Genomic DNA, 26413 nt, shown 5'->3' with positions numbered 1-26413 from the left:
CCCCCGGGTCATCCGTTCGACAGGGGGGAACAGTCATGCCGGGCCCGGAGGCCAGCGGTCCTCTTACAGGACCGCGGAAAACATAACGGGGGGAGACCGACAGCGCGCGTCCGCGCATGCTTCCGTAGCCGCAGGCCCTGACAAGAAAGGCGGAGACACGACCACCCGGCGAAGGGTGGGTCGATCACGGCACATGGATCCTGCTCGCAGCGGCCCGTGCGATCAGTCCGGGACGGCAGCCGGTGCGGCGGCGTCCAGGAACTGGCGGATCAGCGTCCGCTGAGCGTCGGGGAAGTGGACGAGGCGCACCGGACTCGGCGGTGCGTTGGTCAGGGGGACGAAGCGCACGGCGGGGTGCTGGGTACGGCGCTGAGCGACCTCGGGGACGATGCCGATGCCGCGGTTGGCGGCCACCGTCTCCAGCCATTCGTCGTAGTTGGCCGTTTCGATGATCTGGGTCGGGCGCTCGCCCGCCGGCCATGACCAGGGGCCGGTCGTGCCGCTGACCGTGTTGACGACCAGGGTCCAGTGCTGGACGTCCTTCCAGTCCAGGTGGTCGAAACGGGTCAGATCGGAGTGTTCGGAGCATACGGCGATGCGCGGCTCGTCGAACAGGTGCACCGTGCGCGCTTCTCGTGGTGCGTCGAAATCGCCGCGTATCACTGCGACGTCGAGCGTGCGCCGGCGCAGCGCCTGGAGGGGGTCGTCGGTCCGGGTCAGGGCGACCGTCGCTCCTGTGGTCTTCTCGAAGCGGCTGACCGTCCGCTGGGCCCAGGGGTCGGGGAGCAGCCAACTGAAGCCGAGCCGCAGGGTGACACGGTGGCTCACGGCGGCGAGTGCCTGATCGAGTGTCGCGAGAACCCGTTCGACGTGCACGAGGAACTCCGCGCCGGTGTCGGTCAGTTCGACATGCCGTGAGGACCGGTCGAGCAGGCGGACGCTCAGCCTGCCCTCCAGTTGCGCGATGGTACGGCTCAGTGCCGGCTGCGTGATCAGCAATTCCTCCGCGGCACGGGAGAACGAGCGATGGCGGGCCACGGACGCGAAGGCCCGCAGGTGCCGCAGTTCGACGTCCATACTTCTGGCACCCCTTCCCGGCATCCATGCCTGCCGTGCATAGCGGCAGCCTAACCGGCACTTCAAGGCGTACACGCGCTGCCCGGCGTCACAGACGGCCACAGAACGCCGTCAAGAAGGTACCCAGGACCGTGCAGTCGCCAGCCCCGCTCCGAGCAGCACGAGGAACCAGCGCTGAGTGCGGGGCCGTTCGGTCCTCGCGTCCGCCTCGGACACGGCCTGTACAGGGCGTCAAGGGCCGGCTCGGCTCAGGGGCCTGGATCGTGGTCGGCCTCGCCGCCCTTCCTCCGTGCGCGCTGGGGACCGGGCTGGCCCGCCGTTGGTCCAGGCCCGCCCTGCTGCTCACCTCGCTGACCATCCAGGCCGTCGGCATCGCCCTGCCGGCGCTGCTCGGCGGTGCCACGCCCGCGCTCGTGTCCGCCGTGCTGTTCGACGCCACCTTCATGGGCGTCAGCACGATCGCCCTGTCGATCGGCGCGCACCTCCAAGTGCCGCGGGCCATAGCCTTGTTGGCTGCTGGATACAGCGTCGGCCAGATCCTCGGTCCGCTGCTCGCAGCCCCACTGCTGACCCACGGCTACCACCAGGCGCCTGCCGACCTCCTGGTCACCCTGAACCGTCGGGCCACCTCCCGGTCGCCGGCTCCGGCCTCGATCAGGTCGGCGGCTGCGAGCCGGACTTGCTCACGCCGAGCCCGTTCCTCGGCCGTCAGCCCACCGCCATCGGGGCACCGCGCAGGGCCTGTTGCGAAAGTGCCGGTCATAGCCAATCGGCAGGTGGCCGTGACGACGGCCAGTCTCGCGTTCTCGGATCGATGAGCCCGAAACGCCGTTGCCGCTCGACTCAGGTGTCGAGGAGTTCCGGCACGAAGATGTCCTCGCACGTCAGCATTCGCTTCGACAGGCCCTGCTCGTGGTGGTAGCGCAAGAAGGTGTCGATGGCCTTGCGGTTCGCGGCGACGCCGTAGGGCCACCAGCCGTCGCCGAGCAGCCGACGGTTCTGCTCGAACAGCGTGCTGAACCACGGCGTGATGAGGCTCATGTGCTGCTTGGTGGCGTCGTCGAGGTACTTGCGCTCGGCGAGTGCCTTGGCTTGCGTGAAGGCGTCGTACACGGCCCGTGCGAGGCCCGGCCGGTGTGCCAGTTCCCTGCGGATCGCGATGATGTGCATCGGGGGGAAGATCCCGGTGCGGCGGTAGTAGTCGCGCTCCACGGCCTCGTGGTCGGGGAACAGGCGGGCGACCTTCGGGGAGCCGTCCAGCACGGCCTGCGGTACGTCGACGGAGATCAGTGCGTCGATCTCGCCGGATTCGAGCATGGCGCCCAGGGTCTGGCCGTCCTCCGCGCGGCGCACGTCGACGCCGTCCGGGACGGGCTGCGGGACCCAGTCGAAGGCGGGGATGGGGTGGTTGGTGCCGCCGATCACCCAGCGGCACTGGTCGGGGGTCACGCCGTACTCGTCGGCCAGGATGCCCTTCGGCCAGATCCCGGCGTCGTGGCCGTAGAGAGCGAACTCGCCGACGGTCCTGCCGGCCAGGTCCTGCGGCTTCACGATCCCGCCGGCGGTGTTCACGTAGATCGCCGAGTGGCGGAAGTTGCGGTTCGGCAGGATCGGCAGCGCCAGGAACGGCGTGTCGTCGAGGTCGAAGGTGCGCAGGAAGTAGGTGAGACCGAACTCGGCGAGGTCGTAGTGTCCCTCGACGGCGCGGCGGAAGATGTCCGACACGAGCGGTGCCGTCTCGAACGTCGCGTCCACCCCCTCGACCGTGACCCGGCCGTCGAACAGTGCCTCGGTGTGCTCGTAGGTGTAGACGCCGATGCTCAGCTCTTTGCTCATCAGTGGATCTCCTCTCCGGGAGTCCATGGAGTGGCCCGCTTCCGTAAATGACCGTTCACTTTTAGGGTCTTCCCGGAACGGTGGAGCTGTCAAGATGAATGTTCATTCACGATGAAGGAGGCGACCATGCCGCGCATCACAGCCGAGCGCCGCGAGGCGAAGCGCGCCGAGATCGTCGCCGCGGCCCGTCGCTGCTTCGCCCGCGACGGGTTCCACCAGACCTCGATGCCGGACATCGCCGCGGAGGCAGGCGTCTCGGCCGGCGCCCCTTACCGCTACTTCACCAGCAAGGAGGAGATCATCCTCGCTATCGCGGGCGACGCGTTCCGGCTGATCTTCGAACCGGTTGAGCGGCTGGCCGAGAGCGCGGACGCCCCGTCCGTCGCGGAACTGGTGGCCGCCGCGCTCGGCACCATCAGCGGCGAGACGGTGCAGGGCGCGGCGGGGCACGAGGTCGCCGTGGAGGAACTGCTGCGCTGCGTCGTGCAGACGTGGGCGGAGGTGCTGCGCAACGACGAGGTACGCGGCCCGGCCGCGGAGGGCTTCGAAAGGGTCCGCGCCACTGTCGCCGACGCTCTGCGCCGCGGCCGGGCCGCGGGCACGGCGCCCGCCGCCATGGACCCGGACCGCGCAGCCCGCGTGGTGATGGGGCTCCTGCACGGATTCCTGCTCCAGCGCGTGGCCTTCGGGCTCACGGACACGGCCGGCCTCGCAGACGACCTGCACGGCGGGCTGATCCTGTGATGGGCTATGACCGCGCCAGGCGGTGCGACACCGGCATCACGGCGGACGGACGCTGGCGCATCGATCTCCGCGCCGCCCGCGTCGCGGTGGCTCACTGCGAAGTACGGGAGTGCTGGTCATAGCCACTCGTTGATGGCTGTGACCAGCGCGGTCGCGTAGTAGCGGACGGCGGTGAGACCCCCGTGCGGAACTGCGGGTCGGCGCGCGGGTTGCGCATACCGGTGCGGTCAGCCTCACGAGCGGGGGCCAGCCCCTCGCTGACGGAACTCGGGGTGCCACGGAGTTGGCTGTCTTGCCGCGGCGCATGCGCATGGTGGTGATCACCGACCGGGAGGTGGGGGTGCGGTTTTCGTGCCCCGCCCGGGTCGGCGACCGCCTCGGCATGGCGTCAGCCCAGCGGGTGGGTCGTGTCGCGGAGCGTGGTGAGGACGTGGGCGTACATGCGCGTCTTGATGATTCCGAGGGTGTCGCCGGCCGTGCTCGCGTGGGCCTGGGCGAGTGCGAGGGCGGCGGTGCGCAGGGCGCCCTCGTCCAGGGCCTGGCCGACGATCCGGCGGCGGCGGCTTCCTGGCCGCCCGAACGGCGGGCGGAGACCATGGCGTGGTGGGCCGTCTGCGGGGTCAGCCGGGACTGGATGAGGGCGGACATGCCGGGAGTGAAGGGGATGTTGGTGTCTGCCTCGGGCAGGCACCGGAAGCCCCGGTCGTCGCGCATGAGGAGGAAGCCGTGGGTCAGGGAGAACGTCGTCGTTGTGCGCGGCGAGCCATTCGAGGTCGAGACCGTTGGAGTAGAACTTCCCGGTCGCGGCGGTCACCAGGGCGCGGGGGCCTTCGGACTCCTCCACCTCGTCGAGGGCTGTGCGGACCGAGGGATCCAGTCGGGGTGGAAGCGGTTCTCCCCGTCGCCGAGGTCGAGAGCGAAGACGGCGTCGTGGTGGTCGAGCGTGGGCAGGAGGGCTCCTTGGAGGGGTTTCGGCTGCCGGCGATGCGGCGGGTGCCGAAGGATCGCTCGTCGCGCACGCCGTGCCGCGGGAGACGGACGCGGTGATCTGCCGGCTCCGCTTCCGGCTGCTCTGAGGAGAGACGCTCTGTTGCTGGTCGGTAGGGATCGGCGGCCGTAAGAGTCCCGTCAATGCCGTGGGCGAGGCCGTAAGAGGGCCGTCAACGAGTGTCCAGATCCGGCCAGGGGGGCGGTTTCCTCTAACAGTCCTGTTCCACCCCCGAACCTCTTCAGGAGTTCACGATGGCCGATCTGGCCTTCGTCGTCACCGTGCTCGCGGGCTTCGCGCTGGTGGCTCTCGTCGCCCGGGGGGTGACGAAGCTGTGACCGTCGAGAACGTCGTCGGCCTGGTCGTGGCCGTCGCCCTGCTGGGCTATCTCGTCCTCGCCCTGCTCTTCCCGGAGAGGTTCTGAGCGCAGACATGAGTCCGGAAGTCGCAGGCGTCCTCCAGCTGCTCGCCCTCATAGGCGCACTGGCGCTCGCCTACATCCCGCTTGGCACCTACATGGCCAAGGTCTACTCCTCGAAGAAGCACCTGCGGGTGGAGAAGTGGATCTACCGGGCCATCGGTGCCGACCCCGACGCCGAGATGACCTGGCCCGCCTACCTGCGCGGTGTACTCGCCTTCTCGGCCGCCGGTGTCCTCTTCCTCTACCTGCTCCAGCGGCTCCAGGGCGTGCTGCCCGGTTCGATGGGCTTCTCCTCGGTGAACCCGGGGCAGTCGTTCAACACGGCTGTCTCGTTCGTGACCAACACCAACTGGCAGTCGTACTACGGCGAGCAGACCATGGGTCACGTCGTGCAGACCGCCGGTCTGGCCGTGCAGAACTTCGTCTCCGCCGCCGTCGGAATCGCCGTCGCCGTGGCGCTCGTGCGCGGTTTCGCGCGCTCGCGTACCGGTGAACTGGGCAACTTCTGGTCGGACTTGGTGCGCGGCACGCTGCGCATCCTGGTGCCGGGCGCCGCAATCGCGGCGATCATCCTCGTGGCATGTGGCGCGATCCAGAACTTCTCCGGCATCCACGAGGTCGGTCAGTTCATGGGTGGCTCGCAGCAGTGGAACGGCGGTGCGGTCGCCTCGACGGAGGCCGTCAAGGAGCTGGGCACGAACGGCGGCGGCATCTTCAACGCCAACTCCGCCCACCCCTTCGAGAACCCGACCCCGTTCACCAACCTCCTGGAGATCTTCCTGATCCTGGTGATCCCGTTCTCGCTGACCCGCACCTTCGGCGTGATGGTCGGCAACGTGAAGCAGGGGTACGCGATCCTCGCCACGATGGTCACCATCTGGCTGGGCTTCACCGTCCTGATGATGTGGACCGAGTTCGCCCACCACGGCGCCGCGCTCCAGGCGGCGGGCGGCGCGATGGAGGGCAAGGAGACGCGCTTCGGCGTCGGCTCCTCGTCGATCTTCGCGACCTCGACCACGCTCACCTCGACCGGTGCGGTGGACTCCTTCCACTCCTCCTTCAGCGGACTGGGCGGCGGTATCGCCATGCTCGGCATGATGCTGGGCGAGATCGCGCCCGGCGGCACCGGCTCCGGTCTCTACGGCATGCTGATCATGGCCGTGATCGCGGTGTTCATCGCCGGTCTGATGGTCGGCCGTACGCCCGAGTACCTGGGCAAGAAGATCGGCGGCCGTGAGATGAAGCTCGCCGCCTGCTACATCCTGATCACCCCCGCTCTGGTGCTGGTGTTCACGGCGGCTTCCATGGCCCTGCCGACGCCTCCGCACTCGATGCTGAACTCCGGCGCGCACGGGTTCTCCGAGGTGCTGTACGCCTTCACGTCGGCGTCGAACAACAACGGCTCCGCCTTCGCCGGTCTGAACGCGAACACCGACTGGTTCAACACCATGACCGGACTCGCGATGCTGCTGGGCCGCTTCCTGCCGATGGTGTTCGTGCTGGCGCTGGCGGGCTCGCTCGCCGAGCAGACGCCGGTGCCGGTGACCGCGGGCACCCTGCGTACCGAGAAGCCGCTGTTCACCGGTCTGCTGGTGGGCGCGATCCTGATCATCACCGGTCTCACGTACTTCCCGGCCCTCGCGCTGGGCCCGCTCGCCGAAGGGCTGGCGTGATGACCACCCGTACAGAGAAGACAGAGAAGTCAGAGGACTCCATGTCCACAGCCACTCCCACCCGGGCGCCGCACAGCGACGTCCCCACCGGGCACAAGCCTGCCGAGGGCCGTGTCGGAGCGGGCCTGTTCGACCCCAAGGCGCTGGTCAAGTCGCTGCCGGACGCGTTCCGCAAGCTGGACCCGCGGGTGATGGTCAAGTCGCCCGTGATGTTCGTGGTGTGGATCGGCTCGGTCCTGACCACGGTGTTCTCCTTCCAGCACGCGAGTGACTGGTTCGGCTGGACGATCAGTGTCTGGCTGTGGCTGACGGTGATCTTCGCCAACCTGGCGGAGGCCGTTGCCGAGGGCCGGGGCAAGGCGCAGGCCGACACCCTGCGCAAGGCCAAGACCGACACGGTGGCCCGGCGGCTGCTGAAGGACGGCTCGGAGGAGCAGGTTCCCGGTACCGCGTTGACCATCGGTGACCTGGTGGTCTGCGAGGCCGGTGACGTCATCCCGGGTGACGGTGACGTCGTCGAGGGTGTCGCCTCGGTGGACGAGTCGGCGATCACGGGTGAGTCCGCCCCGGTCATCCGGGAGTCCGGCGGTGACCGCTCGGCCGTCACGGGCGGTACGAAGGTGTTGTCCGACCGGATCGTCATCAAGATCACGACGAAGCCCGGTGAGACCTTCATCGACCGGATGATCAACCTGGTCGAGGGCGCCGCACGCCAGAAGACGCCCAACGAGATCGCCCTGAACATCCTGCTCGCCTCGCTGACCGTCGTCTTCCTGCTGGCGGTGGCCACCCTGCCGCCGTTCGCCGACTACGCGGGTACGCACTTGACGATGGTCGTGCTGGTGGCGCTGCTGGTCTGCCTGATCCCGACCACGATCGGCGCCCTGCTGTCCGCGATCGGCATCGCGGGCATGGACCGTCTGGTGCAGCGCAATGTGCTGGCCATGTCCGGGCGTGCGGTCGAGGCCGCCGGTGACGTCTCCACGCTGCTGCTGGACAAGACCGGCACGATCACCCTCGGCAACCGGCAGGCCGCCGAGTTCGTGCCCGTGAAGGGCACCACCGAGGCGGAGGTCGCCGACGCGGCCCAGCTGTCCTCGCTGGCAGACGAGACGCCCGAGGGCCGCTCGATCGTCGTCCTGGCCAAGGAGAAGTACGGGCTGCGCGAGCGGCACCAGGGCGAGTTGGCCGGCGCCGAGTGGATCGAGTTCACCGCCCAGACCCGCATGTCGGGTGTGGACGTCGACGGCTGGAAGATCCGCAAGGGCGCCACCGCCTCGGTCATCGCCTGGGTCGAGGAGCAGGGCGGCACGGTCGCCGAGGACGCGGACGGCATGGCCAACCGCATCTCCGAGGCCGGCGGCACGCCGTTGCTGGTCGCCGTCCACGACGACAAGGGCGCCCGGGTCCTGGGTGTCATCCACCTCAAGGACGTCGTCAAGGAGGGCATGCGGGAGCGGTTCGAGGAGCTGCGCCGCATGGGCATCAAGACGGTCATGATCACGGGTGACAACCCGCTGACCGCCAAGGCGATCGCCGAGGAGGCGGGCGTCGACGACTTCCTCGCCGAGGCCACCCCCGAGGACAAGATGGCCCTCATCAAGCGCGAGCAGGCCGGCGGCAAGCTGGTCGCGATGACCGGTGACGGCACCAACGACGCCCCGGCCCTCGCCCAGGCGGACGTCGGTGTGGCGATGAACACGGGTACGTCGGCCGCCAAGGAGGCCGGCAACATGGTCGACCTCGACTCCAACCCGACCAAGCTCATCGAGATCGTCGAGATCGGCAAGCAACTGCTCATCACCCGGGGTGCGTTGACGACGTTCTCCATCGCCAACGACGTCGCGAAGTACTTCGCGATCATCCCGGCGCTGTTCGCGGCGGTCTACCCGGGCCTGGACAAGCTGAACATCATGCACCTGTCCTCGCCCAACTCCGCGATCCTGTCCGCGGTCGTCTTCAACGCCCTGATCATCATCGCGCTGGTGCCGCTGTCCCTGAAGGGCGTGCGCTACCGGCCGATGAGCGCCGACAAGATGCTGCGCCGCAACCTCGGGATCTACGGCATCGGCGGCCTGATCGCCCCCTTCATCGGCATCAAGATCATCGACCTGCTCATCTCCCTCATCCCCGGGCTGTAATTTTTGAAAGGCGTGCTGATCGCCATGAACAACTCCGTAACGAACACCGCCCGGTTGCTCGGTGCGGGCCTCAGGGCCCTCCTCGTGCTGACCCTGGTGACGGGCGTCATCTACCCGCTGGTCGTGACCGGCATCGCCCAGGGGCTGTTCTCCGACAAGGCGAACGGCTCCGAGATCGAGGCGGACGGCAAGGTCGTCGGCTCGTCCCTGATCGGGCAGTCGTACAACCTGCCGCTGAAGAAGGGCCGGCAGACGCCGGACGCGGACCTGAGGTGGTTCCAGGGCCGCCCGGCGAACGGCCTCGGCACCAACAGCGTCAACACGCAGTACAAGCTGATCCTGTCCGGTGCCACCAACCTGTCCGCCGACAGCAAGGTGCTGATCAAGCAGGTGCAGGACGCCAAGGCCGCCGTCGTCAAGGACAACTCCGTTCCCGGCTACGCGGTCAAGCCGTCGGAGGTACCCGCGGACGCGGTGACCTCCTCCGGCTCCGGCCTGGACCCGGACATCTCCCCGGCCTACGCCGAACTCCAGGTCCACCGCGTAGCCGCGGAGAACAACCTGCCGCTCGCACAGGTGGAGAAGCTGGTCAAGGACCACACCGAGGGCCGCACCCTGGGCTTCATGGGCGAGCCCCGGGTGAACGTCCTGGAGCTCAACATCGCGCTCAAGGACCTTGTGGCGAAGCACTGATGGGATTACGCGATACACGCGGGAGTTGGCGGCCGGGAGGCATCCCGGTTGCGCCAACTCCCGCGATCATGACGTCGGTTGCCTCGCGTCCGGCGCCCTTCGGCCCGACGTATGAGAGGAAAGGCACACACCCATGACCCGGGTGCTCGTGGTGGAGGACGACCCGCAGCTCGTACGGGCCCTCGTCATCAACCTGCAGGCACGGCACTACGGCGTGGACGCCGCCCCCGACGGCGCCACGGCGCTCCGGCTCGCCGCCGCCCGTCAGCCCGATGTGGTGCTGCTGGACCTCGGCCTGCCCGACGTGGACGGTGTCGACATCATCAAGGGCCTGCGGGGCTGGAGCCGCGTGCCGATCCTGGTCCTGTCCGCCCGCCAGGCGTCCGACGAGAAGGTGGCCGCACTCGACGCCGGCGCAGACGACTACGTCACCAAGCCGTTCAGCATGGACGAGCTGCTGGCCCGCTTGCGGGCCGCTGTCCGCCGTACCGAGGACACACCGCTGGTCCCCTCGGCGGCGCTGGTCGAGACGGAGCACTTCACCCTGGACCTGCTGGCCAAGAAGGCGGTACGGGACGGGCGGGACGTACGGCTGACCCCGACCGAGTGGCATCTGCTGGAGATACTGGTGACCCATCCCGGCCGGCTGATCACACAGAGGCAGCTGCTCCAGGAGGTGTGGGGCGTCTCGCAGAGCAACAAGTCCAACTACCTGCGGGTGTACATGGCGCAGTTGCGCAGGAAGCTGGAGACGGACCCCTCCCACCCCCGCTATCTGATCACCGAGCCCGGCATGGGCTATCGCTTCGAAGGCTGACATGGCACGCGGCAAGCTCCGCATCCACCTCGGCGCGGCACCCACTCGAACGTCCCCGGCTGGCGCAACGCCAAGCGGTGGCAGGACGTGGAGGAACTGCTCGCCGCCGGCATCGACGTCGTCTCCACCGTCAACATCCAGCACCTGGAGTCGCTGGGCGACGTGGTCGAGTCGATCACCGGGGTGCGGCAGCGCGAGACCGTCCCCGACGAGGTCGTACGACGGGCCGACCAGATAGAGCTGGTCGACATGTCCCCCGAGGCCCTTCGCCGCCGTATGGCGCACGGGAACGTCTACAAACCAAACAAGGTCGACGCGGCCCTGTCCAACTACTTCCGGCCCGGCAACCTGACCGCCCTGCGCGAGCTGGCACTGCTGTGGGTGGCCGACCGGGTCGACGAGGACCTGAACGAGTACCGCAGCGAACACCGGGTCTCCCGGATCTGGGGCTCCCGTGAGCGGATCGTGGTCGGGCTGACCGGCGGTCGGCCTCACCGAAGGGGCCGGCCGTCCAGCGCACCCTCGTGGAGGACCTGGGCGGAACGATCCACCACGTGATCGGCGACGACATAGCGGCCGCCCTGCTCGACTTCGCCCGCGGCGTCAACGCCACCCAGATCGTGCTGGGCGTCTCCCGCCGCCACAGCTGGCAGTACGTCTTCGGGCCCGGGTCGGCGCCACGGTGGCCGTGGAGTCCGGTCCGGACCTCGATGTGCACCTCAGGCCGAGCCGGCCCGCCCTCACGATCGCCGACCCGAAGAACATCGTCGCCATCGCGATCTTCGTCGGAGTCGCCGTGTCCGTGGCCTCGGTCGTGGAGTTCTCGGCCGGCCAACTGTCGTCGGACAGGTGAGGCGGTCGTACATGCCGGGCCCCGGAACGGGGCTTCACCACAACCCGCGCGGCTGTCGCCCTCCGCCGGTGGGGCTCACCAAGACGGGCACACGACAGGGCTTCCAGGAAGGTGCCGTGATGATCGCCTCTGGGATCGAACTCCCTGTCGCTGAGGGGGCAGCGGCCACGACGCGTCAGCCGTGCTCGGGAGTGGACCATTGGACGAATTGGATGATCACGCCGTTGGGATCGGCAACCTGGAACAGGCGTTCGCCCCAGGGCTCCTGACGCAGGGGCATGGTGATCTCTATTCCGGCGTCACGCAGTCGCCTTTCCTGCTCTTCCAGGCCCTCGTCGAGAGTGAAGGCCAGGATCAGGCCGTCGGCATGCCGGTCGCGCTGCTCGGGCGGCAGTACCTGGACGCCGCGGGCGAGCAGGACGACATCGACCGCGTCGGGCCGCTTCAGGGATGCGAAACCGTCAGCAGCCTGCTGGACGGTGTAGCCGAGGTGTCTGGTGAAGAACGCCTGGGAGGCGGCGACGTCTTCCACGGTCAGCGAGACGGTGGAGGCGGTGAACTGCACGAGGTGGTCCCCTTCGGCTGACGTTCTACCGGTAGAAATTTGCGACGAGAGTAACTTTAGGGTGAGGCGTCAAGGAGTGTCAACGTAAAGATGCTACGGGTGTAAGATTGTGCCATGGCTACCCAGACGTCCGTCCCCGCCGCCGGACTGCGCGAGACGAAGAAGCAGGAGACCCGGCAGCTCATCTCCGACCACGCCACCAGGCTGTTCATCTCCCAGGGCTTCGAGCGGACGACCATCGCCGAGATCGCCGCCGCCGCCCGCGTCGCCAAAAAGACGGTCACCAACTACTTCGCCCGCAAGGAAGACCTCGCCCTGGACCACCAGGAGGAGTTCGCTACCTCCCTGGCCCGAGCCGTCGCCGCCCGGCATCCGGGTGAGTCGGCGCTGGCCGCCCTGCGCCGCGCGTTCGCCGGCGCCGCGGCCGACCAGGACCCGGTCGCGGGGTTCTGCGGCCAGGAATTCGCCCGCATGATCGCTGACAGTCCGACCCTGACCACCTGTCTGCAGGCTCTGCACGAGCAGCGCGAACGCCACCTCGCTCAGACGCTCGCCGAAGTCACCGGCGCCGAGCCCGACGACATCACCGTCCAGACCGCCGCCGGTCTGCTGGGCACCGTCCACCGCGTGTTGTTCCACCGCATCCAGACCCTCACCCTCGCCGGCCACGCCGGCGACGAGATCGCCCGCGTCATCGCTGCCGAAGCCACCCAGGCATTCGGCCTGCTGGAGCCCGCGCTGTCCGACTACGCCACCGCCTGACGCGAACATCTCACTCGGCGGTCATCCCGCCCAGACCGAGCCGTACACCCAGCCTCGTCACCTTCCCGCATCGCGCCCGAAGGCCAAGGCTGCTCAATCGTCCCGGCGCCATAGGCCGTCCTCGTCCCACTTCCCGGCGGCATAAGTCGGGCTCACCAGCAGAACCACCCGTCCCATTCTCACTGTCCGTCACGGCACTACCCCGACGTACAGACCTGACGGTGTCCGCGGCGCCGACCCGTCGGTCACGGCGGCCGGTGGTCCGGTTGTCCGTGCCGATAATCTTGTGCTCCTTCGGGGCGAGCGGGGGCCGCCCGGTGGTCTGCGGACCCGGGCACGCAGCGAACGCGGTCCGGCGCGAGGGGGATGTTGAGGCCGATGGGTGATGACACTGTGGGTGAAGCGGGCGCCGGATCGCGCACGGTGGGCCACGGCAGGTACATGCTGCAGCAGTTGCTGGGCCAGGGCGGGATGGCGACCGTCCACCTCGCACACGACTCCGTGCTGGAGCGCCCGGTGGCAGTCAAGACGCTCCACACCGGCCTGGGCCACGAGCCGTCGTTCCGCGAACGGTTCCGCCGCGAGGCACAGGCGGTGGCGCGGCTGAGCCACACCAACATCGTGGCGGTGTTCGACAGCGGTGAAGACGTCGTTCCGGACGTCGGCCCGGTGCCGTACATCGTCATGGAGTACGTCGAGGGCGCGTCGCTGTCCGCACTGCTCCGAGAGGAGATCGACAAGCACGGCGCGATGCCCTGCGACCGTGCTCTGAGGATCACCGCGGATGTGCTCTCGGCGCTGGCCGCCTCCCATGAACAGGGACTGGTCCACAGGGACATCAAGCCGGGCAATGTGATGGTCACCCCGCGCGGGGTGGTGAAGGTGATGGACTTCGGCATCGCCCGCGCGCTGCAGTCCGATGCACCGTCCGTGACGCGGACGGGTGCGGTGGTGGGCACCCCCCAGTACCTTGCACCGGAGCAGGCGCTGGGCAGGAGCGTCGACGCCCGAACCGACCTCTACTCGGTGGGGTGCATGCTGTTCGAACTTCTCACCGGCCGACCGCCGTTCGACGGGGACACCGCCTTCTCCGTCGCCTACCAGCACATCCAGGAGCAGCCGCCGGCGCCATCCGGCATCAACCAGGCGATCAGCCCGGCGGTGGACGCGCTGGTGGCCCGGGCGCTGAGCAAGGACCCGGCGCTCCGCTTCCCTACCGCCGAGGCGATGCGGGATGAGGTGGAGAGGGTGCTCTCCGGCCTGCAGAGCGGCGCGAAGTCGGCGCACGGAGCGGTGCCGGGCCTCACGGGTGTCACACCAGCGAAACACCCGCGGCGCCGGCGTGTCGCATTGGCCGCCGGTGTGGCCGTAGTCCTCGCTGCTGGTGCAACAGCCGCGGCCCAGCTCTTGCCGGACCACACTGACCCCGCCAAGGTTTCGCAGGGCAAGCCGTCCGGGAAGGGAAGCAGCCACGCATCCGGAGGCTTCACCGCAGCGTCCCCGTGGCGGCTCATCGTCAGCGACCAGATCGGGGCCCGGGACAATGGCTGCACCGTTACGCTGACCAACACCGAAACCGGTCGGCAGCAGGTATTTGAGAACTACGGCACCAAGTCGTTCCTGGCACACACCTCAGGACCGTTTCGCTGGGAGGCCAACAACTCGGGCTGCCAGGTGGTCCACCGATCCGGAGCGGGAGCGGCGGTGCCACCCTTCACCCGCGAGTACGGCACGGGCGACACCGAAGCCTTCAGTCCGCGGGGACCGATATCCGTGGGAGTGCTGGACTTCAACGGCGCTGACGACTGCAGGCTTGATCTACGCGACGCCGCGAACGGAGAGGCCGTCGACCTTGGCACAGTTTCCAAAGGCGGCGGCCCGCTCAAGCTCGACCCGAGCGGACACTCCCAGGTCTACCTCGCTGATCTGCAGTGCAGCGTGAAGGTCACCGCTACCCGCCGGTGAGAGTGCCCGGCGAGCGCGCACGGCTCCCTTCGTACGCGCAATCGGCAGTACCGTGCTTCACCTGACCCTGACCGGGGCCCGCACGAGTCCGCGGGTGTGCGGGGCATCGCGCTTCGCCCAGCGGCGCAGGTCGCGGGACGCGTCTCCGAGCCGTCCGGACACCATCCCGGCGGCCTCGTCGAGCGCGGCGGGGGTGTCGAGTGCGGCGGCGACATCACCTACACCCTGGGCGGGGTGAATTGCCCGGTATATGCAGCGAGGACCGGCAAACGACCCGCGGCCCCCCGAGGGGAGGGAGGCCGCGGAGCCGGCTCAGAACTTCGCGCCGAAGTCCTGGGTCCAGTAGGTGCCCTGGGGGCTGCCGGGTTTCGTCGCTTACCCGACGCCTATGTGCCTGAGCGAGTAGTTGAGGATGTTCGCGCGTTCGGTGTTGGTCGGCTTGATGACTTCCGTCCGCATCGTGGCAGCGTTCGAGGACGCCGACGCCGACGCGGGGGCGGTAGGCAGTGCGGTCGGCCAGGGTGTTCCGGCGGTGCGTACTCCCAGGGTGGAACGGTGCGTGGGCGGAACTCGGCGCGGCCGCCGTCTTCCACGGCCGCGCCGAGTGGTCTTCCGTGCGAGCCGGACGGAACCGTCGTGGTGCCCTGGCCGGTGAAGCCAAGTCCCTCGTCACCGTTCTGGAGCCGCACGAAGAAGTGGCTCCCGGGAGTGGTGTGGTGCGCGCCGCAGCGGTGGATGGGTGGCAGTGGATCGAGAGCCCGGGATCAGTTCAGGACCTTCTGCTGGACCACGATGTGGCCGGCGTCGGGGTTGAGGCTGCCGCCGAGCCGGCCGAAGGCGCCGTCGGTCAGGTCGAGGCACTTCGGTTCCTGCGGCGTCTGCTGGAAGGTGCCGCGGTCGTTGACGCGCACGACGAGGGACTTGCCGTTCGCGACGTTGGTCACCTGCACGCGGGTCCCGAACGGCAGTTGCGGATTGCGGGTCAGTGAGGTCGCCGCGGTGTTCTTGTTGTTGTCGAAGATCTCGCCGCTGGCCGTGAGGGCTCCGGGGGGCATGGGACCGTAGTGCGTCGCCCAGCAGGTCCCGGCCTGCGGGGCCCTCGGCGCGGCCGAACTCATCGGGGAGAGCCCCAGTATGGCGGTCAGGGCTACGGTCCCTGTGGCCAGGGGGACGTAGAGCTTTCGCTTGCTCATGCTCGTTCCTCGTTTCCTGTGGCTTCGTTTCACGGCGTGGTGGATCGGTTGAGGGGAGCGATGTGCTCCGGGTCCGTGGCGGCATGCGTGCGCCCGGCCCGGCTGTTGCCGGATGGCGGGCGGGGCTGTTTCTCAGCCGGCCGCGCGATAGGCGGCGCCCACCTCGTTGGCCGTCGCACCGTTGTAGAGTCCGGTGCCGTCACCGCGGCTGGTGGAGAGGGTGAACCACGCATACCGTTCGACGAACGGCAGCCCCTGCAGCATGGCGGTCGACTGCTCCACGAACGCGGCCTGCTGCGCCTGTGTCGGATACCTCGGGGTGCCGGTGGAGAAGTCGATCAGCGCGTACTCGGTGAGCCAGATCGGCTTCTTGTAGCGGTTGTAGGTGGCCTGGAGGTAGTTCCGCAGCTGGGCTGTCGCATGCGTGGCGTCGAAGTCCCCGCCGTACCAGTGCAGGGGAATGAAGTCGACCTTGTAGTGACGGCCGGCGGCGCCCTTCATGAAGCGGTCGAGCCAGCCGTCTGCGACGTCGGCGCCGGTGGCGACGGCCGGCGCTCCGAGGCGCATGCCGGTCGACTGCAGCCGGGGCCACAGATCGAGCGCCTGGGGCACCGTCATGTCGGCCTGCCCCGGCATATCGGGCTCGTTGAACCCGAGCAGGGTTTTGCCCTGCTGTTCGGCCTGACCGAGTTCCGCATCGGTCACCGAGCCTTTGCCCCAGATCATGGGCACGAATTCGACCCCGGACGGCGGTGTGATCTGCTGCTTGCCCGAGGACCAGGTGTAGAACCAACCGGCTTTCGAGTCGGCCAGCGCATGGGTGACGCCGGTGAAGTTCCAGGCGCTGACGCCCTTCTTCTTCACCGTGGCGGAGGACGCGTTCACCGCGCCGGTGGACATGCCCGCATGATTGCCGAACGCGAGCAGGGTCAGAGCCGCCAGAATCGCGGCGAGACCATGTAAGTTGGGTGTTTTTCGCACGGCTTCTTCCTTTTCGTCCGGCCGCTCGTCACGCCGCATTCACGGCCAGGGAGCTGCGTGGTCCGCGGTCACGAGGCATGGTGGAAGGTCACGAGGCATGGTGGAAGGTCACGAGGAAGCCGCTGCACTTGCTGCACTGCTGCATCACTTTGTTGCCCGGCTCCTGGTCCTGCCGGGACCACCCATAGGCTTTCGGACAATGGGAGGCGATCATGTCGCTGTAGGCCGTCTTGGCGTCCCGGTCGGGGTTGGTGCACAGCATCGGCTTGCCGTCCGCCCAGCGCGTCAGGTTGTCCGCGGGACAGTTCGGCAGCAGGTTGTTCGCGCAGCCGACCGTGCCGCACCCGCCACCGCCGGGACTCACGTTCCGAGGGGCGATCGTGATCGGCACCGAGAACGCGTTCACGTAGCTCACGTCGTACCAGGGAGCGACGGCGTCCTTGGAGTCGAAGTTGAACTCGGCGAGGCTGACGGGCTGTTCTCCGGTGCCCTGGGCGCAATGGTCGGCGAACTTGCCGCAGTCCCCGACCGCACAGTGGAAGGTGCTGCCCGGCGTCCCGGTGCATCCCATGCGCGCGAAGAACTTTCCGCGCCAATGGCCGGGCGCCGCCGTCTCGGGAATGGTGACCGTCGCCGACTGGCCGGGCTCCAGGATCGGCAGTTTGTCGAAGTTCTTCGACTCGTCGGCGTTGACAGTGCTGCCGATCCAGATCTTCCTGCCGGTGCTGTTGACGAACGTGACCGTGTGGTCGGCCGCCGCCGCGGCAGCCGGTGCGACGGAGCGTGGAGCACCCGCACCCGCGCCCGTACTCGGTGCGGCCGCTGGCAGCGCTGCTGCGATCGCGGCGACCAGGCCGGTCAGGAGGGTTGTCAGGGAAAGTCGCAGGGGGATCTTCAGAGGTGTTCTGCGCATGATTCCTCGCCGGATGACGTCAACGGGCGGGTTCTGAAGGGCGCGGGAAGGCGACCGCGGCAAGGCGCAGGGGGAGGCCGGTTGAGTGCCGGCCTCCTGGGGCCACGGGTGTCGCCTGTCGGCCGGGCACCACGGTGGGTGCGGCAGCGTGCGATGCGGCGTGGCGGTGGCGGACCGCCGCCACCGGCGCGATCAGCAGGTCAGCCTGTCTCCGGGGGCGACATTCAAGGTCTGCGTGAACTGCCGGTAGAGGTTGACGCGGTCCTGCATCTCGGCGGGGTTCTGGCCGTTGCACTCCAGCGCGCCGTTGATACTGCGGATCGTCTCGCCGAATCCGGCACCGCTGACCATCGCCTTGTGCGGCGTCATGGAGCCGGGACCCGACTGAGTGGTCCAGTACCACAGCGCGGTCTTCCACGAGACGGTGGCGTCGGTCTCCACGAGGTTCGGGTTGTGCAGCAGGTCGACGCCCAACGCGTCACCCGCTGCCTTGTAGTTGAAGTTCCAGCTCAGCTGCATCGGTCCGCGGCCGTAGTAGGCCGCCTGGCCGGCCGGGCAGCCGTACGGCTGGCTCGCGTCGCAGTAGTGCGGGTAGTTGGCGGGGTTCTGCTCCTTTGTGTACCGCAGGCCGCCGGTCTCGTGGCCGACGTTGGCCAGGAAGGCGGCCGCCTCCTGCTTCTTGACCGTGTCGCTGCCCGTGTGGGCGAAGGCCGGGAAGGAGTTCATCGCGCTCCCTAGCCCGGCATAGGTGTAGAACGGGTTCTTGTTCGGGAACATGTGCTGGAACTGGGCTTGGCTTACGACGAAGTCGGCCGAGGCCGCCGCGGGCTTTGCGGTCACGGCTGTGGCAGAAGTGGCGGGAAGGACAACCGTCGATGCGGCGGCCACCAGGGCTGCGGCGGCCACGGCCATGTGCGTAGTGGACATGACAATGCGCACGGGGAGCTCCTCGAAGGGTGCCTGGATGGGGAGGACGATCCGCTTCCGGCGCGACCACCGCTGCACGCCCGCATGCGCCGGACATGGGCGGCGTCGAATCAGCAGGCGGGCCTCTTCCTTCCGGTCACCGCCACGGGATCGAACTGCGCGTACAAGAATCCTCAGCCCGGAGAGCCGCCGCATCGGCAATGCCCACCGTTACGCCGACGTGACGCGGACACCGGTCCCGTCTCCGCAGCCCCGTCGCGCTGGACCTGGGGCATGCGACCTCCGAGCGGGCGCCGCCGCCGGTGGCACAGGACGGCGGCTCGGAGCCGTGGAGGAAGACATGACGCGTCGGCGGATCGGGCGGCCTCGCAGCCTTGGCATCGGCCACAGCGACAACAGCACGACGTACGAGTCGCACAAAGAGGCGCCGCCAGGGGTCACTCATCTCCCCATGGCGGCGCCGGCCGCCGTGCCTTCCTCACCCCGGCGGCTCGGCTGCCGCCCCGGCTCGTCAGCGACGCATCAGCGGACGGGGTCCGCGGTGACGAACACCCGCTACACCACGGACCCGGCTCCGGCCCCACCTTCGGTGCGTGTGGGCACGGCCTGCGCCCGCCGTGCGGACCATGCGGCGACATGGGTACGGGAACGCAGTCCGAGTGTGGTGCGGATGTTGCGGACGTGGGTCTCGACGGTGCGAACCGACAGATACAACCGGGCCGCTATCTGTCGATTGGTGAGTCCGGCAGCCACCAGGTCGATCACTTCCCGTTCGCGCGGGCTGAGCGGGTCGTCCCCATCGGGTGCGGTTGCCGGCTGTCCGTCCCGTGCGTAGTGCACGATCTGTCGTGGACCCAGCCGGCGCCCTGCCGCAAGCGCACCCTCGGCCCGTGCCTTGGGCAGCGCCCTCAGTGCAGTGGCCGCCGCCTCCTCCACCCGCGCCCGGAACCAGGGAGGCAGTACGAGGGCCGCGGACACGTCGTACCTCTCGACGGCCGCGAACAGCCGCAGCGCCCGCTCGAACCGACCGCCCCGCGCCGCGCTGACAGCCAGTCCCCAGAGCGCGGGACCGGCCGCGCCCAGGTGAGCCGCGTCGCTCACGTGGTCCGTGTCCCCCAGCGCCTCGGCGAAGTACGCCTCCGCCGCAGCGCAGTCGTCCCGTTCCAGGGCAAGGACGCCGGCCGTGTGCAGGATCACCCGTAGCAGGACCGGATTGGCCTCGCCCCGCAGGATCGGGAGGGCTCGGTCAACCAGCCGCACCGCCTGGACCGTGTCACCGGCGCCGAGCAACTGCCAGGCGAGGAGGATCAGGCAGAACGCGGTCATGACGCGATCGCCGAGCCGGTGGCTGATCTCCAGACACTCCTCGAGATCGGCCCCCGAGCTCTGGTCGCCGTGTTGCGTCCGGGCCAGGCTCAGCACCAGCAGCATGCGGCAGATCAGATGATCGCGGCGCTGCGGGCGCCGGCGCTCCAGCGTCACGGCCCGCAGCGCGAGCTGTACCGCTTCGCCGGCGTTCCCCTCCCACGCGATGAGCAGCGCCTGCATGCACAGAGCGATGCTGCGGTCGGCCGCCCCCGGATCCGTTCGGTCCAACGCTCCGGCCAGCATCGTCCGGGACTCCGCCGTGCACCCCCGGTTGATGTCCACGAGGGCCAGCGCCCCGGCGAGGAGGAGCTGGCGCGGGTCGCTTCCCACGCTCAACCACTGCAGCACGGACGTGAGATTGTCGCGTTCCTCGTCCAGCCGTCGGCAGGTCATGGCAGGCGTGAGCGCTGCCTCCCGGAACGGGCGCGCGAGTTCCGCAAGCCAGTCCACGAGACGGTCGTAGGCCCGTATCTCCTCGCCTTCGGCACGGAGCCGTTCGTGTCCGTAACACCGGATCGACTCCAACATCTGGAACCGGGCGGAGCCTGCCCGGTCGGCACCGGGGACGATGAGGGACTTGGCTTCAAGGCCGGCCAGCAGCTGTGGCACGGCCGACGGGGGTATGTCATGGTCCGCGGCGACGGCCGCGGCGGCATCCGCGCCGAACCCGCCCGGCAACAGCGACAGTGACCGGAACAGCGACCGCTCCTGGGGCGTCAGCAGGTCATAGCTCCATTCGATGGCCGAGCGAAGACTCTGGTGACGTCGATCCGCCGTACGCCATCCGCAGGTCAGGAGGGAAAGGCGGTCGTCCAGCCGATGGAGGATCTCGCCCGGCGGAAAGGCCCGCACGAGACCGGCCGCCAGCTCCAGCGCCAGCGGCAGCCCGTCCAGCCTGGCGCATAACGCGACGACGTGTACGGCGTTGTCCTCGGTGAGCTGGAATCCGCGGGAGACGGCCTGAGCCCGGTGGACGAAGAGCCGGACGGCGTCCGAGCGCAGCAAGCCGTCGAGTGATCCGCCGCCATCGGGATCGGGCAGGGAGAGACCGCCCACCGAGTACACCGTCTCGCCCGGCAACCGTAACGGTTCACGACTGGTGGCCACGACGCGGAGGCCCGGACAGCGAGGGAGTAACTCGCTGAGGGCCAGCCCGCAGTCGTCGAGCACATGCTCACAATTGTCGAGCACCAGAAGCCGATCGCGGTCGGAGCCCGTCCCGCTCCGCGCCCCCACCATGGGGGCATGCGCTTCCCTGGTTCCCACGAGCGCTTCGGTGATCCGCTGCCGCGCTTGCTCCCCTGTGGTGGCGGACGCCAGTTCGACAAGGCTGACTTCACAGCGTCCGCCGCGCTGTTCAAGGGCGGTCAACTCCACTGCCAGGCGTGTCTTGCCCACACCCCCGGGCCCTGTCAGGGTCAGCAGTCGTGTGGCGCGCACCAGCCGCTTCAGCTCCACCAGCTCATCGATGCGGCCGATGAAACTGCTCAAACGGGTTATCCCGGTCGCAGTCGACGTGCCCATTCCGTCGTCCTTGAGCCGCTGACGGTAGGCGCGCTGACGGCAGGCGTTCGAGCAGTATCGCGGACGCTTCCTCCTGGCCGCGATGCCATCTGCGGGGCGTCGGCGAATCGGGTCGCCGCACATATCGCAAGAGAACTCGGGTGATTCAAGCCGAATCCCATGGGAATCTACGTCGCGCTGCACCTGATACTCCTTTCGAATTACGGCGGGATCTCCTACTTCCCCGTTGCGGCGTCTCAGCAGTGGGCGGTGGTGTGTTCAGGCGGCGTTTACCTGCAGCGGTCGGTTGTCACTCGGACTCACCGACGCTGAACGCTGTTGGCTCTCGGGCGACGCGGTGGATGAAGGGCGGCATCGCCAACGGGACTTTCGAGGGACCTCTTCGCTGCCGCCTGCCGGGCGTGAGCGCATGGGTATGGCTGATCACACCCTTCGGAGCCCATCCGGTCCGTGGGCCGACCTCGGCGGCCGGCGGCACGAGTGAAGCACAGCAGCTGACGATTCCTCAACCACTGAAGTTTTTAAGCCACTTAAGATTTTGCATCGCTATGGAACCTGTTAGGTTCGATATGTGACCGAACCGAACCGTTCAGCGCCCGGCCTGCGGCAGCGCAAGAAGGCCCGCAGCCGCCGGGCACTGGCCGACGCGGCCTTGCGGCTGTTCCTCGAACGCGGCTACGACGCGGTCACCGTGGCGGAGATCGCCGATGCCGCCGATGTCTCGGTGCCGACCCTGTTCTCCTACTTCCGCAGCAAGGAAGCGCTGCTCTTCGACCTGGAGCCGGAGATCGACGCCGGCCTCGTCGCCGCGGTCGCTCAGCGCTCTCCTGGCCGTGACGTACTCGACGCGGTGCAGGAGTACCTGATGTCACTGCCTACGGCGGATCCGCCGGACCGGGAGCAGTTCGAGGCGTTCCTCGCGCTCGTGCACGGCACCCCGGCACTGCGCGCCCACTGGCAGCAGATGTGGCTACGGCACGCGGACACCCTGGCCGACGCGCTCGCGGCCGACCGCGGCCTGGAGACTCCCGACCTGCGGATCCGCGCAGTGGCCCGATTCATCATCGACGCAGTGATGCTCGTCACGCTCGAACCGGATCCGCCGGCGGCGCTGGCCGACCTGCTTGCCCTGCTGCGCTCCGGGCTGGACGCCGCCGGCCTGCCCTGACCGACCATCGACCTGCCAGTCACCCGGGGAGCCTTGGAGCGCCTGCGGTCATGACGGACGGCCCAGCCCCTCAAGCTCCCGCAGACCGGCGCCACTTTCGTGGGCCTCCCCGCGCGGCGGTCCCGCCGGGTTCGCCTTCGAGGCCGACCACTACCGCACTATCCCCGGGTGCGCGGCGGTAGCCGCTGTGTGATCCGGTTGAACAAGTCCGTCAGCGGCTCGCTGACGTCCCGACCGAACTCGGACAGCCCGTAGGTGACCTGGGGCGGCGTCGTCGGCTCCACCTTCCGCCAGATCAAGCCGTCCTGGACCAGCGCGCGCAGGGTCTGAGCGAGCATCTTCTCGCTGATGCCCTGGATGCTGTCGCGCAGCTCGTGGAACCGAAGGTCGTTGCTCCGCAAGGAGATCAGCACCCAGATACCCCATCTGCTGGTCACGTGGTCGACCACGTTTCGCGCGGGGCAGTCGGTGTGAAACACCTCATACCGATGGCCTGTCTCCGCCTGCGTCAGCTGCGCACCTTCCTTCATGTCGGGAGCTTACCTCTGGGTATGTTCTTACGAAAAGTAAGCCCGCCTCCTAGCGTTAATTATCGCAGTGCACAACGGACTAGGAGCTGAACATGATCGTGGTGACCGGGGCTACCGGGAATGTGGGCCGACCCTTGACGCAGGCCCTGGCCGAGGCGGGCGAGCAGGTGACGGCGGTGTCGCGGCACGCGGTGGCGATGCCGGACGGAGTCCGGCATGTGACGGCCGACCTGGCCGAGCCGACAAGCCTCACGCCCGCGTTGGACGGGGCGAAGGCCCTGTTCCTCCTGCTGTCCGGAGACCTGCACGCTCCCGAAGCCAGGCCGGCCGACATCATCGGCCTGGCCGCGGCCAGTGGGGTCCGCCGGGTCGTCCTGCTGTCTTCGCAGGGCGTGGCGACCAGGCCGCTCGGCCCGTCGCGGGTCGCGATGCGCGCGGTGGAGGACGCGTTGCGGGAGTCCGGCCTGGACTGGGCCGTCCTGCGACCGGGCGGTTTCGCCTCCAACGCTTTGGCCTGGGCGGAGTCCGTCCGCACGCAAGGGACGGTCGCCGCGCCCTTCGGCGACGTGGGGGTGCCGGTCATCGACCCGGCGGACATCGCCGAGGTCGCGGCGGCCTGCCTGCTGGACGACCGGCACACCGGCGGGGTGTACGAGCTGACCGGGCCGGAGGTCATCACGCCGCGTCAGCAGGCGGAGGCGATCGCCGCCGCGCTCGGCTCGCCCGTACGGTTCCACGAACTCACCCGTGACGAGGCCAAGGCCACGATGACCCGGTTCGTGCCGGCGGAACTCGCCGACGACACCCTGGACATCATCTCCGCCCCGAACCCCGCCGAACTGCGGATCAGCCCGGACGTGGAACGAGTCCTCGGCCGCGCCCCACGCCCCTTCGACGGCTGGGTCGCCCGCAACATCGCCGCCTTCCGCTGAGGCAGAACCCGCACGAGGCCGCCCACCTCCGTAGTGCCACCGTCGTCGGCGCGCGAGGTACTGGGCCGCGCAGGCTCGCGGAAGGCGCCCATGCCTCCGGCTCGCGTCGCAGGAGCGGGCAGACGGCCTGGATCGCCGGGCACCGCGCCCGCGCGGAGCGTGGCCGTTTGTTTCTGGCCCTGTCGGTCTCTGCCACCGCGGGCGCGAGCCCACGCTGATGCTGCGCGCGCCCGGCCCGTCCCCCAGCAGGGCGGACGGGCCGGGCGGTCAGCAAGGGGCGTGATCAGCTGACGTGCAGGGTGAGGGCTGCGGTGTGCAGCTTGCCGCCGGTCTGGAACTGCAGGAACAGCCGCCAGTCTCCGGACTGGGCGAACTCGGCGTGGAAGTTCAGGGTCGGCCCGCCGTGGTCGCCGTTCACCTTGGTCGTCGGGTGGAGGTGCGCGAAGGCCAGGTTGTCCTGGTGGAAGGCGGTCAGGTGGGCGTAGGTGTCGAGGTAGGGCTGGAGATCGGTGACCGGCTTGCCGTCCTTGGCGACGGTGGCGGTCAGCTGGTGGGCCATGCCCGCCATCGGCTCGCCCTTCACCGTCACGCTGTAGCCGTCGACGGTGGCGGTGTCGGACGCCTTCGGCAGGGGCGAGGGCATCGCCGTGCCGGGCACCTTCACGGTGCGGCTGAGGACGAAGTCCTTGCCCTTGCCGACGCCGTTGTCGGGGGTGAAGGAGGCGTACAGCCGCCAGGTGCCCGGCTGGAGCGCGGCGAGCGGCGCGGTCCAGGTGCCGTTGCGGGCCATGGTGGGGTGCAGGTGCTGGAAGCCGGTGAGGTCGGAGCGGATGGCGTAGAAGTGCATCCGCTGGGTCTGGTCGACGGCGAAGGCGGTGACCGGCTTGCCGTCCGGGCCGGTGACGGTGAAGCGGTAGTCCGCCGTTTGGCCGGCGGGGAGGGTGGCGGCCGTGGAGGTCATCCGGTAGCCGTCCTTCGTGTCGGCCAGGCCGTTGCCGGTGGACGCGGGGCCCATGCCGGGCATCGACGCCATGTCGTCGGACGACCCCGAAGGGGAGGGCGAGGCGCTGTGGTCCATGCCGGGCATGGCGGAGGTGTGGTCCGAGTTGGTGCCGGAGCCGCAGGCGGACAGCGTCAGGCTGAGGGCAGCGGTGGCGGCGGCTGCCGCGAGAGCATGGCGAGTCGTCCGGAAACGCTTGGACATGGGTATGTCTTTCCAGGTGGGCGCCGTGACGTGGCGCGGGTGAACGTGAGGCCTGTGCCGGACCCTGGCGATGAGCCGGAGCCCGGAGGTCTGGTCACGTCAGCGCGATGCACACCTGGAGCAGGAGGGGGCGCCCGCCGACCGGCGGACCCCGGCGACGGGTGTCGCCGTACGTCCGTCGGGCCCACGGCAGCAGGAGGGCGGCCGGGAGAACGAAGGCGACCGCGAAGGGCGGAGGCGGCGGGATCTCGGACCGGGGCGTGGTTGCCAGGCACAGCGCTCCCCGCATGGTCCCGTCCGCATGCGTGGTGGCCTTTTCCCCCGCCGCCTTGGCATGGTCATGGGTGTGCGCGGACATCGAGGCAGGTACTGCTTGCATGACCGCCATCTCAGGCATGGCCCCGTGGCAGCCGCCGGCGGCCGCCGCCGGTCCGCCGTGCATGAGGAACAGCCCGAGCAGCACCGCGACCAGCACAGCCGGCCGCACCACTCGGCGGTGGCGGGCCCCGGCCGTGATGGGGACGGGCTGCGTGGCGATCACGGACTACACCTTACGGGGGCGTGCGAACAGGTCTCCAGGGGAGCGGGCCGAGCGAGGGACCTCTGAAGCGCCACAAAGCGGCGTGATCACCCAGCCTGGCGTCGGCTGCGGCGGTTCACCCGGCCCGGGAATGTCACGGCCGTGGTCTTCAGGAGCACGGCGAGCAGGACGGCGCCGACGGCCCAGTCCGTCCAGCGCGGGGCGGACGGCATCGCGCCGGCCAGGCCCACGTGGACGGTCACGGCCAGGATGCCGAGGACCGTGATGCCCGCCCAGGTGAGGTGTTTGCGTCGCGGCGAGGCCGATGCTGCGGGTGCGACCGCGCCACTGGTGTCCTCCACGGACCGGGCGGCAGCGGGGGCCGACTCCTGCCAGTCCACTCGCAGACCTTCACGCCGGTCGGAGTTGAGCCGGAGACGGAGGCGCGCCTGCGCCGTCTGGTGCCGCGGGCGCGGCTGAGCACGTGGCGTCGTCGTGCACAGGCACTGCAACGAGATCGGACATGAGGGCGGGAAGTTCCGGCCCCCGACTCCCGTGCGCGAGGCGCAGGTCGAGTCTGCGTGCTGGGCATGGTGTCCGCCGCGGTGGCCGTCGGCG

Annotated in this window: 22 protein-coding genes and 4 pseudogenes; 12 read left to right on the top strand and 14 right to left on the bottom strand. The window is 69.1% G+C overall.

Going from position 1 to position 26413, the window contains the following annotated elements:
- Positions 1 to 222 precede the first annotated feature (222 nt).
- Entirely contained in the window at positions 223 to 1077 is an 855-nt protein-coding gene (locus ABT171_RS36635; protein WP_351250733.1) for a LysR family transcriptional regulator, read from the bottom strand.
- Between the two features lie 26 nt (positions 1078 to 1103).
- Here ABT171_RS36635 and ABT171_RS42040 point away from each other — a divergent pair.
- Positions 1104 to 1631, top strand: a pseudogene (locus ABT171_RS42040) (YbfB/YjiJ family MFS transporter); the annotation flags it as partial.
- A gap of 29 nt (positions 1632 to 1660) precedes the next feature.
- On the opposite strand, the pseudogene ABT171_RS42035 reads toward ABT171_RS42040, so the two are convergent.
- Both ABT171_RS42035 and ABT171_RS36625 read right to left on the bottom strand, forming a co-directional pair.
- Positions 1661 to 1840, bottom strand: a pseudogene (locus ABT171_RS42035) (hypothetical protein); the annotation flags it as partial.
- An 80-nt stretch (positions 1841 to 1920) separates the two neighbouring features.
- Positions 1921 to 2913 (bottom strand): substrate-binding domain-containing protein, encoded by a 993-nt coding sequence (locus ABT171_RS36625; protein WP_351250732.1) that lies wholly within the window; start codon positions 2911 to 2913, stop codon positions 1921 to 1923.
- 126 nt (positions 2914 to 3039) lie between these two features.
- On the opposite strand from ABT171_RS36625, the gene ABT171_RS36620 reads away from it, so the two are divergent.
- Positions 3040 to 3657, top strand: a complete 618-nt coding sequence (locus tag ABT171_RS36620; RefSeq protein WP_351250731.1) for a TetR/AcrR family transcriptional regulator — start codon at positions 3040 to 3042, stop codon at positions 3655 to 3657.
- A 388-nt stretch (positions 3658 to 4045) separates the two neighbouring features.
- Here the strand turns inward: ABT171_RS36620 and ABT171_RS36615 are convergent.
- A pseudogene (locus tag ABT171_RS36615) lies at positions 4046 to 4608 on the bottom strand (Clp protease/crotonase-like domain-containing protein).
- Between the two features lie 371 nt (positions 4609 to 4979).
- On the opposite strand from ABT171_RS36615, the gene kdpF reads away from it, so the two are divergent.
- The 6 genes and pseudogenes from kdpF to ABT171_RS36585 form a co-directional block, all read left to right on the top strand.
- Positions 4980 to 5069 carry a K(+)-transporting ATPase subunit F gene (gene kdpF, locus ABT171_RS36610; RefSeq protein WP_046702884.1) on the top strand — a complete coding sequence of 30 codons (90 nt, stop codon included), beginning with the start codon at positions 4980 to 4982 and terminating at the stop codon, positions 5067 to 5069.
- Positions 5070 to 5077: 8 nt separating this feature from the next.
- Positions 5078 to 6739, top strand: coding sequence for a potassium-transporting ATPase subunit KdpA (gene kdpA / locus ABT171_RS36605; RefSeq protein ID WP_351250730.1), 1662 nt, complete (start codon positions 5078 to 5080; stop codon positions 6737 to 6739).
- 41 nt (positions 6740 to 6780) lie between these two features.
- Complete coding sequence (gene kdpB, locus ABT171_RS36600; RefSeq protein WP_503078110.1) at positions 6781 to 8880, top strand: potassium-transporting ATPase subunit KdpB; 2100 nt, start codon at positions 6781 to 6783, stop codon at positions 8878 to 8880.
- A 24-nt stretch (positions 8881 to 8904) separates the two neighbouring features.
- Positions 8905 to 9573 (top strand): potassium-transporting ATPase subunit C, encoded by a 669-nt coding sequence (locus tag ABT171_RS36595; protein WP_351250728.1) that lies wholly within the window; start codon positions 8905 to 8907, stop codon positions 9571 to 9573.
- Positions 9574 to 9706: 133 nt separating this feature from the next.
- The gene (locus ABT171_RS36590) at positions 9707 to 10390 is read left to right on the top strand and encodes a response regulator (RefSeq protein ID WP_351250727.1); all 684 of its coding nucleotides are present in this window, start codon (positions 9707 to 9709) and stop codon (positions 10388 to 10390) included.
- Between the two features lie 42 nt (positions 10391 to 10432).
- Positions 10433 to 11219, top strand: a pseudogene (locus tag ABT171_RS36585) (histidine kinase); the annotation flags it as partial.
- Positions 11220 to 11418: 199 nt separating this feature from the next.
- Here the strand turns inward: ABT171_RS36585 and ABT171_RS36580 are convergent.
- Positions 11419 to 11808 carry a VOC family protein gene (locus ABT171_RS36580; protein ID WP_351250726.1) on the bottom strand — a complete coding sequence of 130 codons (390 nt, stop codon included), beginning with the start codon at positions 11806 to 11808 and terminating at the stop codon, positions 11419 to 11421.
- Positions 11809 to 11922: 114 nt separating this feature from the next.
- On the opposite strand from ABT171_RS36580, the gene ABT171_RS36575 reads away from it, so the two are divergent.
- Positions 11923 to 12570 carry a TetR/AcrR family transcriptional regulator gene (locus ABT171_RS36575; protein WP_351250725.1) on the top strand — a complete coding sequence of 216 codons (648 nt, stop codon included), beginning with the start codon at positions 11923 to 11925 and terminating at the stop codon, positions 12568 to 12570.
- A gap of 441 nt (positions 12571 to 13011) precedes the next feature.
- A complete protein-coding gene (locus ABT171_RS36570) occupies positions 13012 to 14535 on the top strand; it encodes a protein kinase domain-containing protein (protein WP_503078092.1) in 1524 nt (507 codons plus the stop codon).
- A 764-nt stretch (positions 14536 to 15299) separates the two neighbouring features.
- On the opposite strand, the gene ABT171_RS36565 is transcribed toward ABT171_RS36570, so the two are convergent.
- The 5 genes from ABT171_RS36565 to ABT171_RS36545 all read right to left on the bottom strand — a co-directional run bounded on the left by ABT171_RS36565 (position 15300) and on the right by ABT171_RS36545 (position 21624).
- Entirely contained in the window at positions 15300 to 15728 is a 429-nt protein-coding gene (locus tag ABT171_RS36565; RefSeq protein ID WP_351250724.1) for a septal ring lytic transglycosylase RlpA family protein, read from the bottom strand.
- 132 nt (positions 15729 to 15860) lie between these two features.
- The gene (locus tag ABT171_RS36560; RefSeq protein WP_351250723.1) at positions 15861 to 16748 is read right to left on the bottom strand and encodes a glycoside hydrolase family protein; all 888 of its coding nucleotides are present in this window, start codon (positions 16746 to 16748) and stop codon (positions 15861 to 15863) included.
- A gap of 49 nt (positions 16749 to 16797) precedes the next feature.
- Positions 16798 to 17622, bottom strand: a complete 825-nt coding sequence (locus ABT171_RS36555; protein WP_351250722.1) for a thaumatin family protein — start codon at positions 17620 to 17622, stop codon at positions 16798 to 16800.
- Between the two features lie 192 nt (positions 17623 to 17814).
- Positions 17815 to 18549 carry a chitinase gene (locus tag ABT171_RS36550; protein ID WP_351250734.1) on the bottom strand — a complete coding sequence of 245 codons (735 nt, stop codon included), beginning with the start codon at positions 18547 to 18549 and terminating at the stop codon, positions 17815 to 17817.
- Positions 18550 to 19104: 555 nt separating this feature from the next.
- The gene (locus ABT171_RS36545; RefSeq protein ID WP_351250721.1) at positions 19105 to 21624 is read right to left on the bottom strand and encodes an ATP-binding protein; all 2520 of its coding nucleotides are present in this window, start codon (positions 21622 to 21624) and stop codon (positions 19105 to 19107) included.
- A 388-nt stretch (positions 21625 to 22012) separates the two neighbouring features.
- Here ABT171_RS36545 and ABT171_RS36540 point away from each other — a divergent pair, with 388 nt between their 5' ends.
- Positions 22013 to 22609 (top strand): TetR/AcrR family transcriptional regulator, encoded by a 597-nt coding sequence (locus ABT171_RS36540; RefSeq protein ID WP_351250720.1) that lies wholly within the window; start codon positions 22013 to 22015, stop codon positions 22607 to 22609.
- Between the two features lie 158 nt (positions 22610 to 22767).
- Here the strand turns inward: ABT171_RS36540 and ABT171_RS36535 are convergent, their stop codons facing one another.
- Complete coding sequence (locus tag ABT171_RS36535; RefSeq protein ID WP_351250719.1) at positions 22768 to 23139, bottom strand: winged helix-turn-helix transcriptional regulator; 372 nt, start codon at positions 23137 to 23139, stop codon at positions 22768 to 22770.
- Between the two features lie 92 nt (positions 23140 to 23231).
- On the opposite strand from ABT171_RS36535, the gene ABT171_RS36530 reads away from it, so the two are divergent.
- The gene (locus ABT171_RS36530; protein ID WP_351250718.1) at positions 23232 to 24071 is read left to right on the top strand and encodes an SDR family oxidoreductase; all 840 of its coding nucleotides are present in this window, start codon (positions 23232 to 23234) and stop codon (positions 24069 to 24071) included.
- Between the two features lie 283 nt (positions 24072 to 24354).
- On the opposite strand, the gene ABT171_RS36525 is transcribed toward ABT171_RS36530, so the two are convergent.
- The 3 genes from ABT171_RS36525 to ABT171_RS36515 all read right to left on the bottom strand — a co-directional run bounded on the left by ABT171_RS36525 (position 24355) and on the right by ABT171_RS36515 (position 26196).
- On the bottom strand, positions 24355 to 25275 hold the full coding sequence (locus tag ABT171_RS36525) for a DUF8832 domain-containing protein (protein ID WP_351250717.1): 921 nt from the start codon (positions 25273 to 25275) through the stop codon (positions 24355 to 24357).
- A 94-nt stretch (positions 25276 to 25369) separates the two neighbouring features.
- Positions 25370 to 25816: a DUF6153 family protein gene (locus tag ABT171_RS36520; RefSeq protein ID WP_351250716.1), complete on the bottom strand. Its 447-nt coding sequence runs from the start codon at positions 25814 to 25816 to the stop codon at positions 25370 to 25372.
- An 86-nt stretch (positions 25817 to 25902) separates the two neighbouring features.
- Entirely contained in the window at positions 25903 to 26196 is a 294-nt protein-coding gene (locus tag ABT171_RS36515) for a hypothetical protein (RefSeq protein ID WP_351250715.1), read from the bottom strand.
- Between the last annotated feature and the right edge of the window lie 217 nt (positions 26197 to 26413).

The sequence above is a fragment of the Streptomyces sp. NPDC001851 genome (genome assembly GCF_040297165.1).
In the GTDB taxonomy this organism is placed as follows: Bacteria; Actinomycetota; Actinomycetes; order Streptomycetales; family Streptomycetaceae; genus Streptomyces.
The sequence above is the reverse complement of the archived record's forward strand: the minus strand, read 5'-3'. Positions and strand labels throughout refer to the sequence as shown.

Excerpts from the sequence above, each read along its gene's own strand:
- ABT171_RS36635 (WP_351250733.1), bottom strand. The coding sequence starts at position 1,077 with ATGGACGTCGAACTGCGGCACCTGCGGGCCTTCGCGTCCGTGGCCCGC.
- ABT171_RS36625 (WP_351250732.1), bottom strand. The coding sequence starts at position 2,913 with ATGAGCAAAGAGCTGAGCATCGGCGTCTACACCTACGAGCACACCGAG.
- ABT171_RS36620 (WP_351250731.1), top strand. The coding sequence starts at position 3,040 with ATGCCGCGCATCACAGCCGAGCGCCGCGAGGCGAAGCGCGCCGAGATC.
- kdpA (WP_351250730.1), top strand. The coding sequence starts at position 5,078 with ATGAGTCCGGAAGTCGCAGGCGTCCTCCAGCTGCTCGCCCTCATAGGC.
- kdpB (WP_503078110.1), top strand. The coding sequence starts at position 6,781 with ATGTCCACAGCCACTCCCACCCGGGCGCCGCACAGCGACGTCCCCACC.
- ABT171_RS36595 (WP_351250728.1), top strand. The coding sequence starts at position 8,905 with ATGAACAACTCCGTAACGAACACCGCCCGGTTGCTCGGTGCGGGCCTC.
- ABT171_RS36590 (WP_351250727.1), top strand. The coding sequence starts at position 9,707 with ATGACCCGGGTGCTCGTGGTGGAGGACGACCCGCAGCTCGTACGGGCC.
- ABT171_RS36575 (WP_351250725.1), top strand. The coding sequence starts at position 11,923 with ATGGCTACCCAGACGTCCGTCCCCGCCGCCGGACTGCGCGAGACGAAG.
- ABT171_RS36570 (WP_503078092.1), top strand. The coding sequence starts at position 13,012 with ATGCTGCAGCAGTTGCTGGGCCAGGGCGGGATGGCGACCGTCCACCTC.
- ABT171_RS36565 (WP_351250724.1), bottom strand. The coding sequence starts at position 15,728 with ATGAGCAAGCGAAAGCTCTACGTCCCCCTGGCCACAGGGACCGTAGCC.
- ABT171_RS36560 (WP_351250723.1), bottom strand. The coding sequence starts at position 16,748 with ATGCGGCGTGACGAGCGGCCGGACGAAAAGGAAGAAGCCGTGCGAAAA.
- ABT171_RS36555 (WP_351250722.1), bottom strand. The coding sequence starts at position 17,622 with ATGCGCAGAACACCTCTGAAGATCCCCCTGCGACTTTCCCTGACAACC.
- ABT171_RS36550 (WP_351250734.1), bottom strand. The coding sequence starts at position 18,549 with ATGTCCACTACGCACATGGCCGTGGCCGCCGCAGCCCTGGTGGCCGCC.
- ABT171_RS36535 (WP_351250719.1), bottom strand. The coding sequence starts at position 23,139 with ATGAAGGAAGGTGCGCAGCTGACGCAGGCGGAGACAGGCCATCGGTAT.
- ABT171_RS36530 (WP_351250718.1), top strand. The coding sequence starts at position 23,232 with ATGATCGTGGTGACCGGGGCTACCGGGAATGTGGGCCGACCCTTGACG.
- ABT171_RS36525 (WP_351250717.1), bottom strand. The coding sequence starts at position 25,275 with ATGTCCAAGCGTTTCCGGACGACTCGCCATGCTCTCGCGGCAGCCGCC.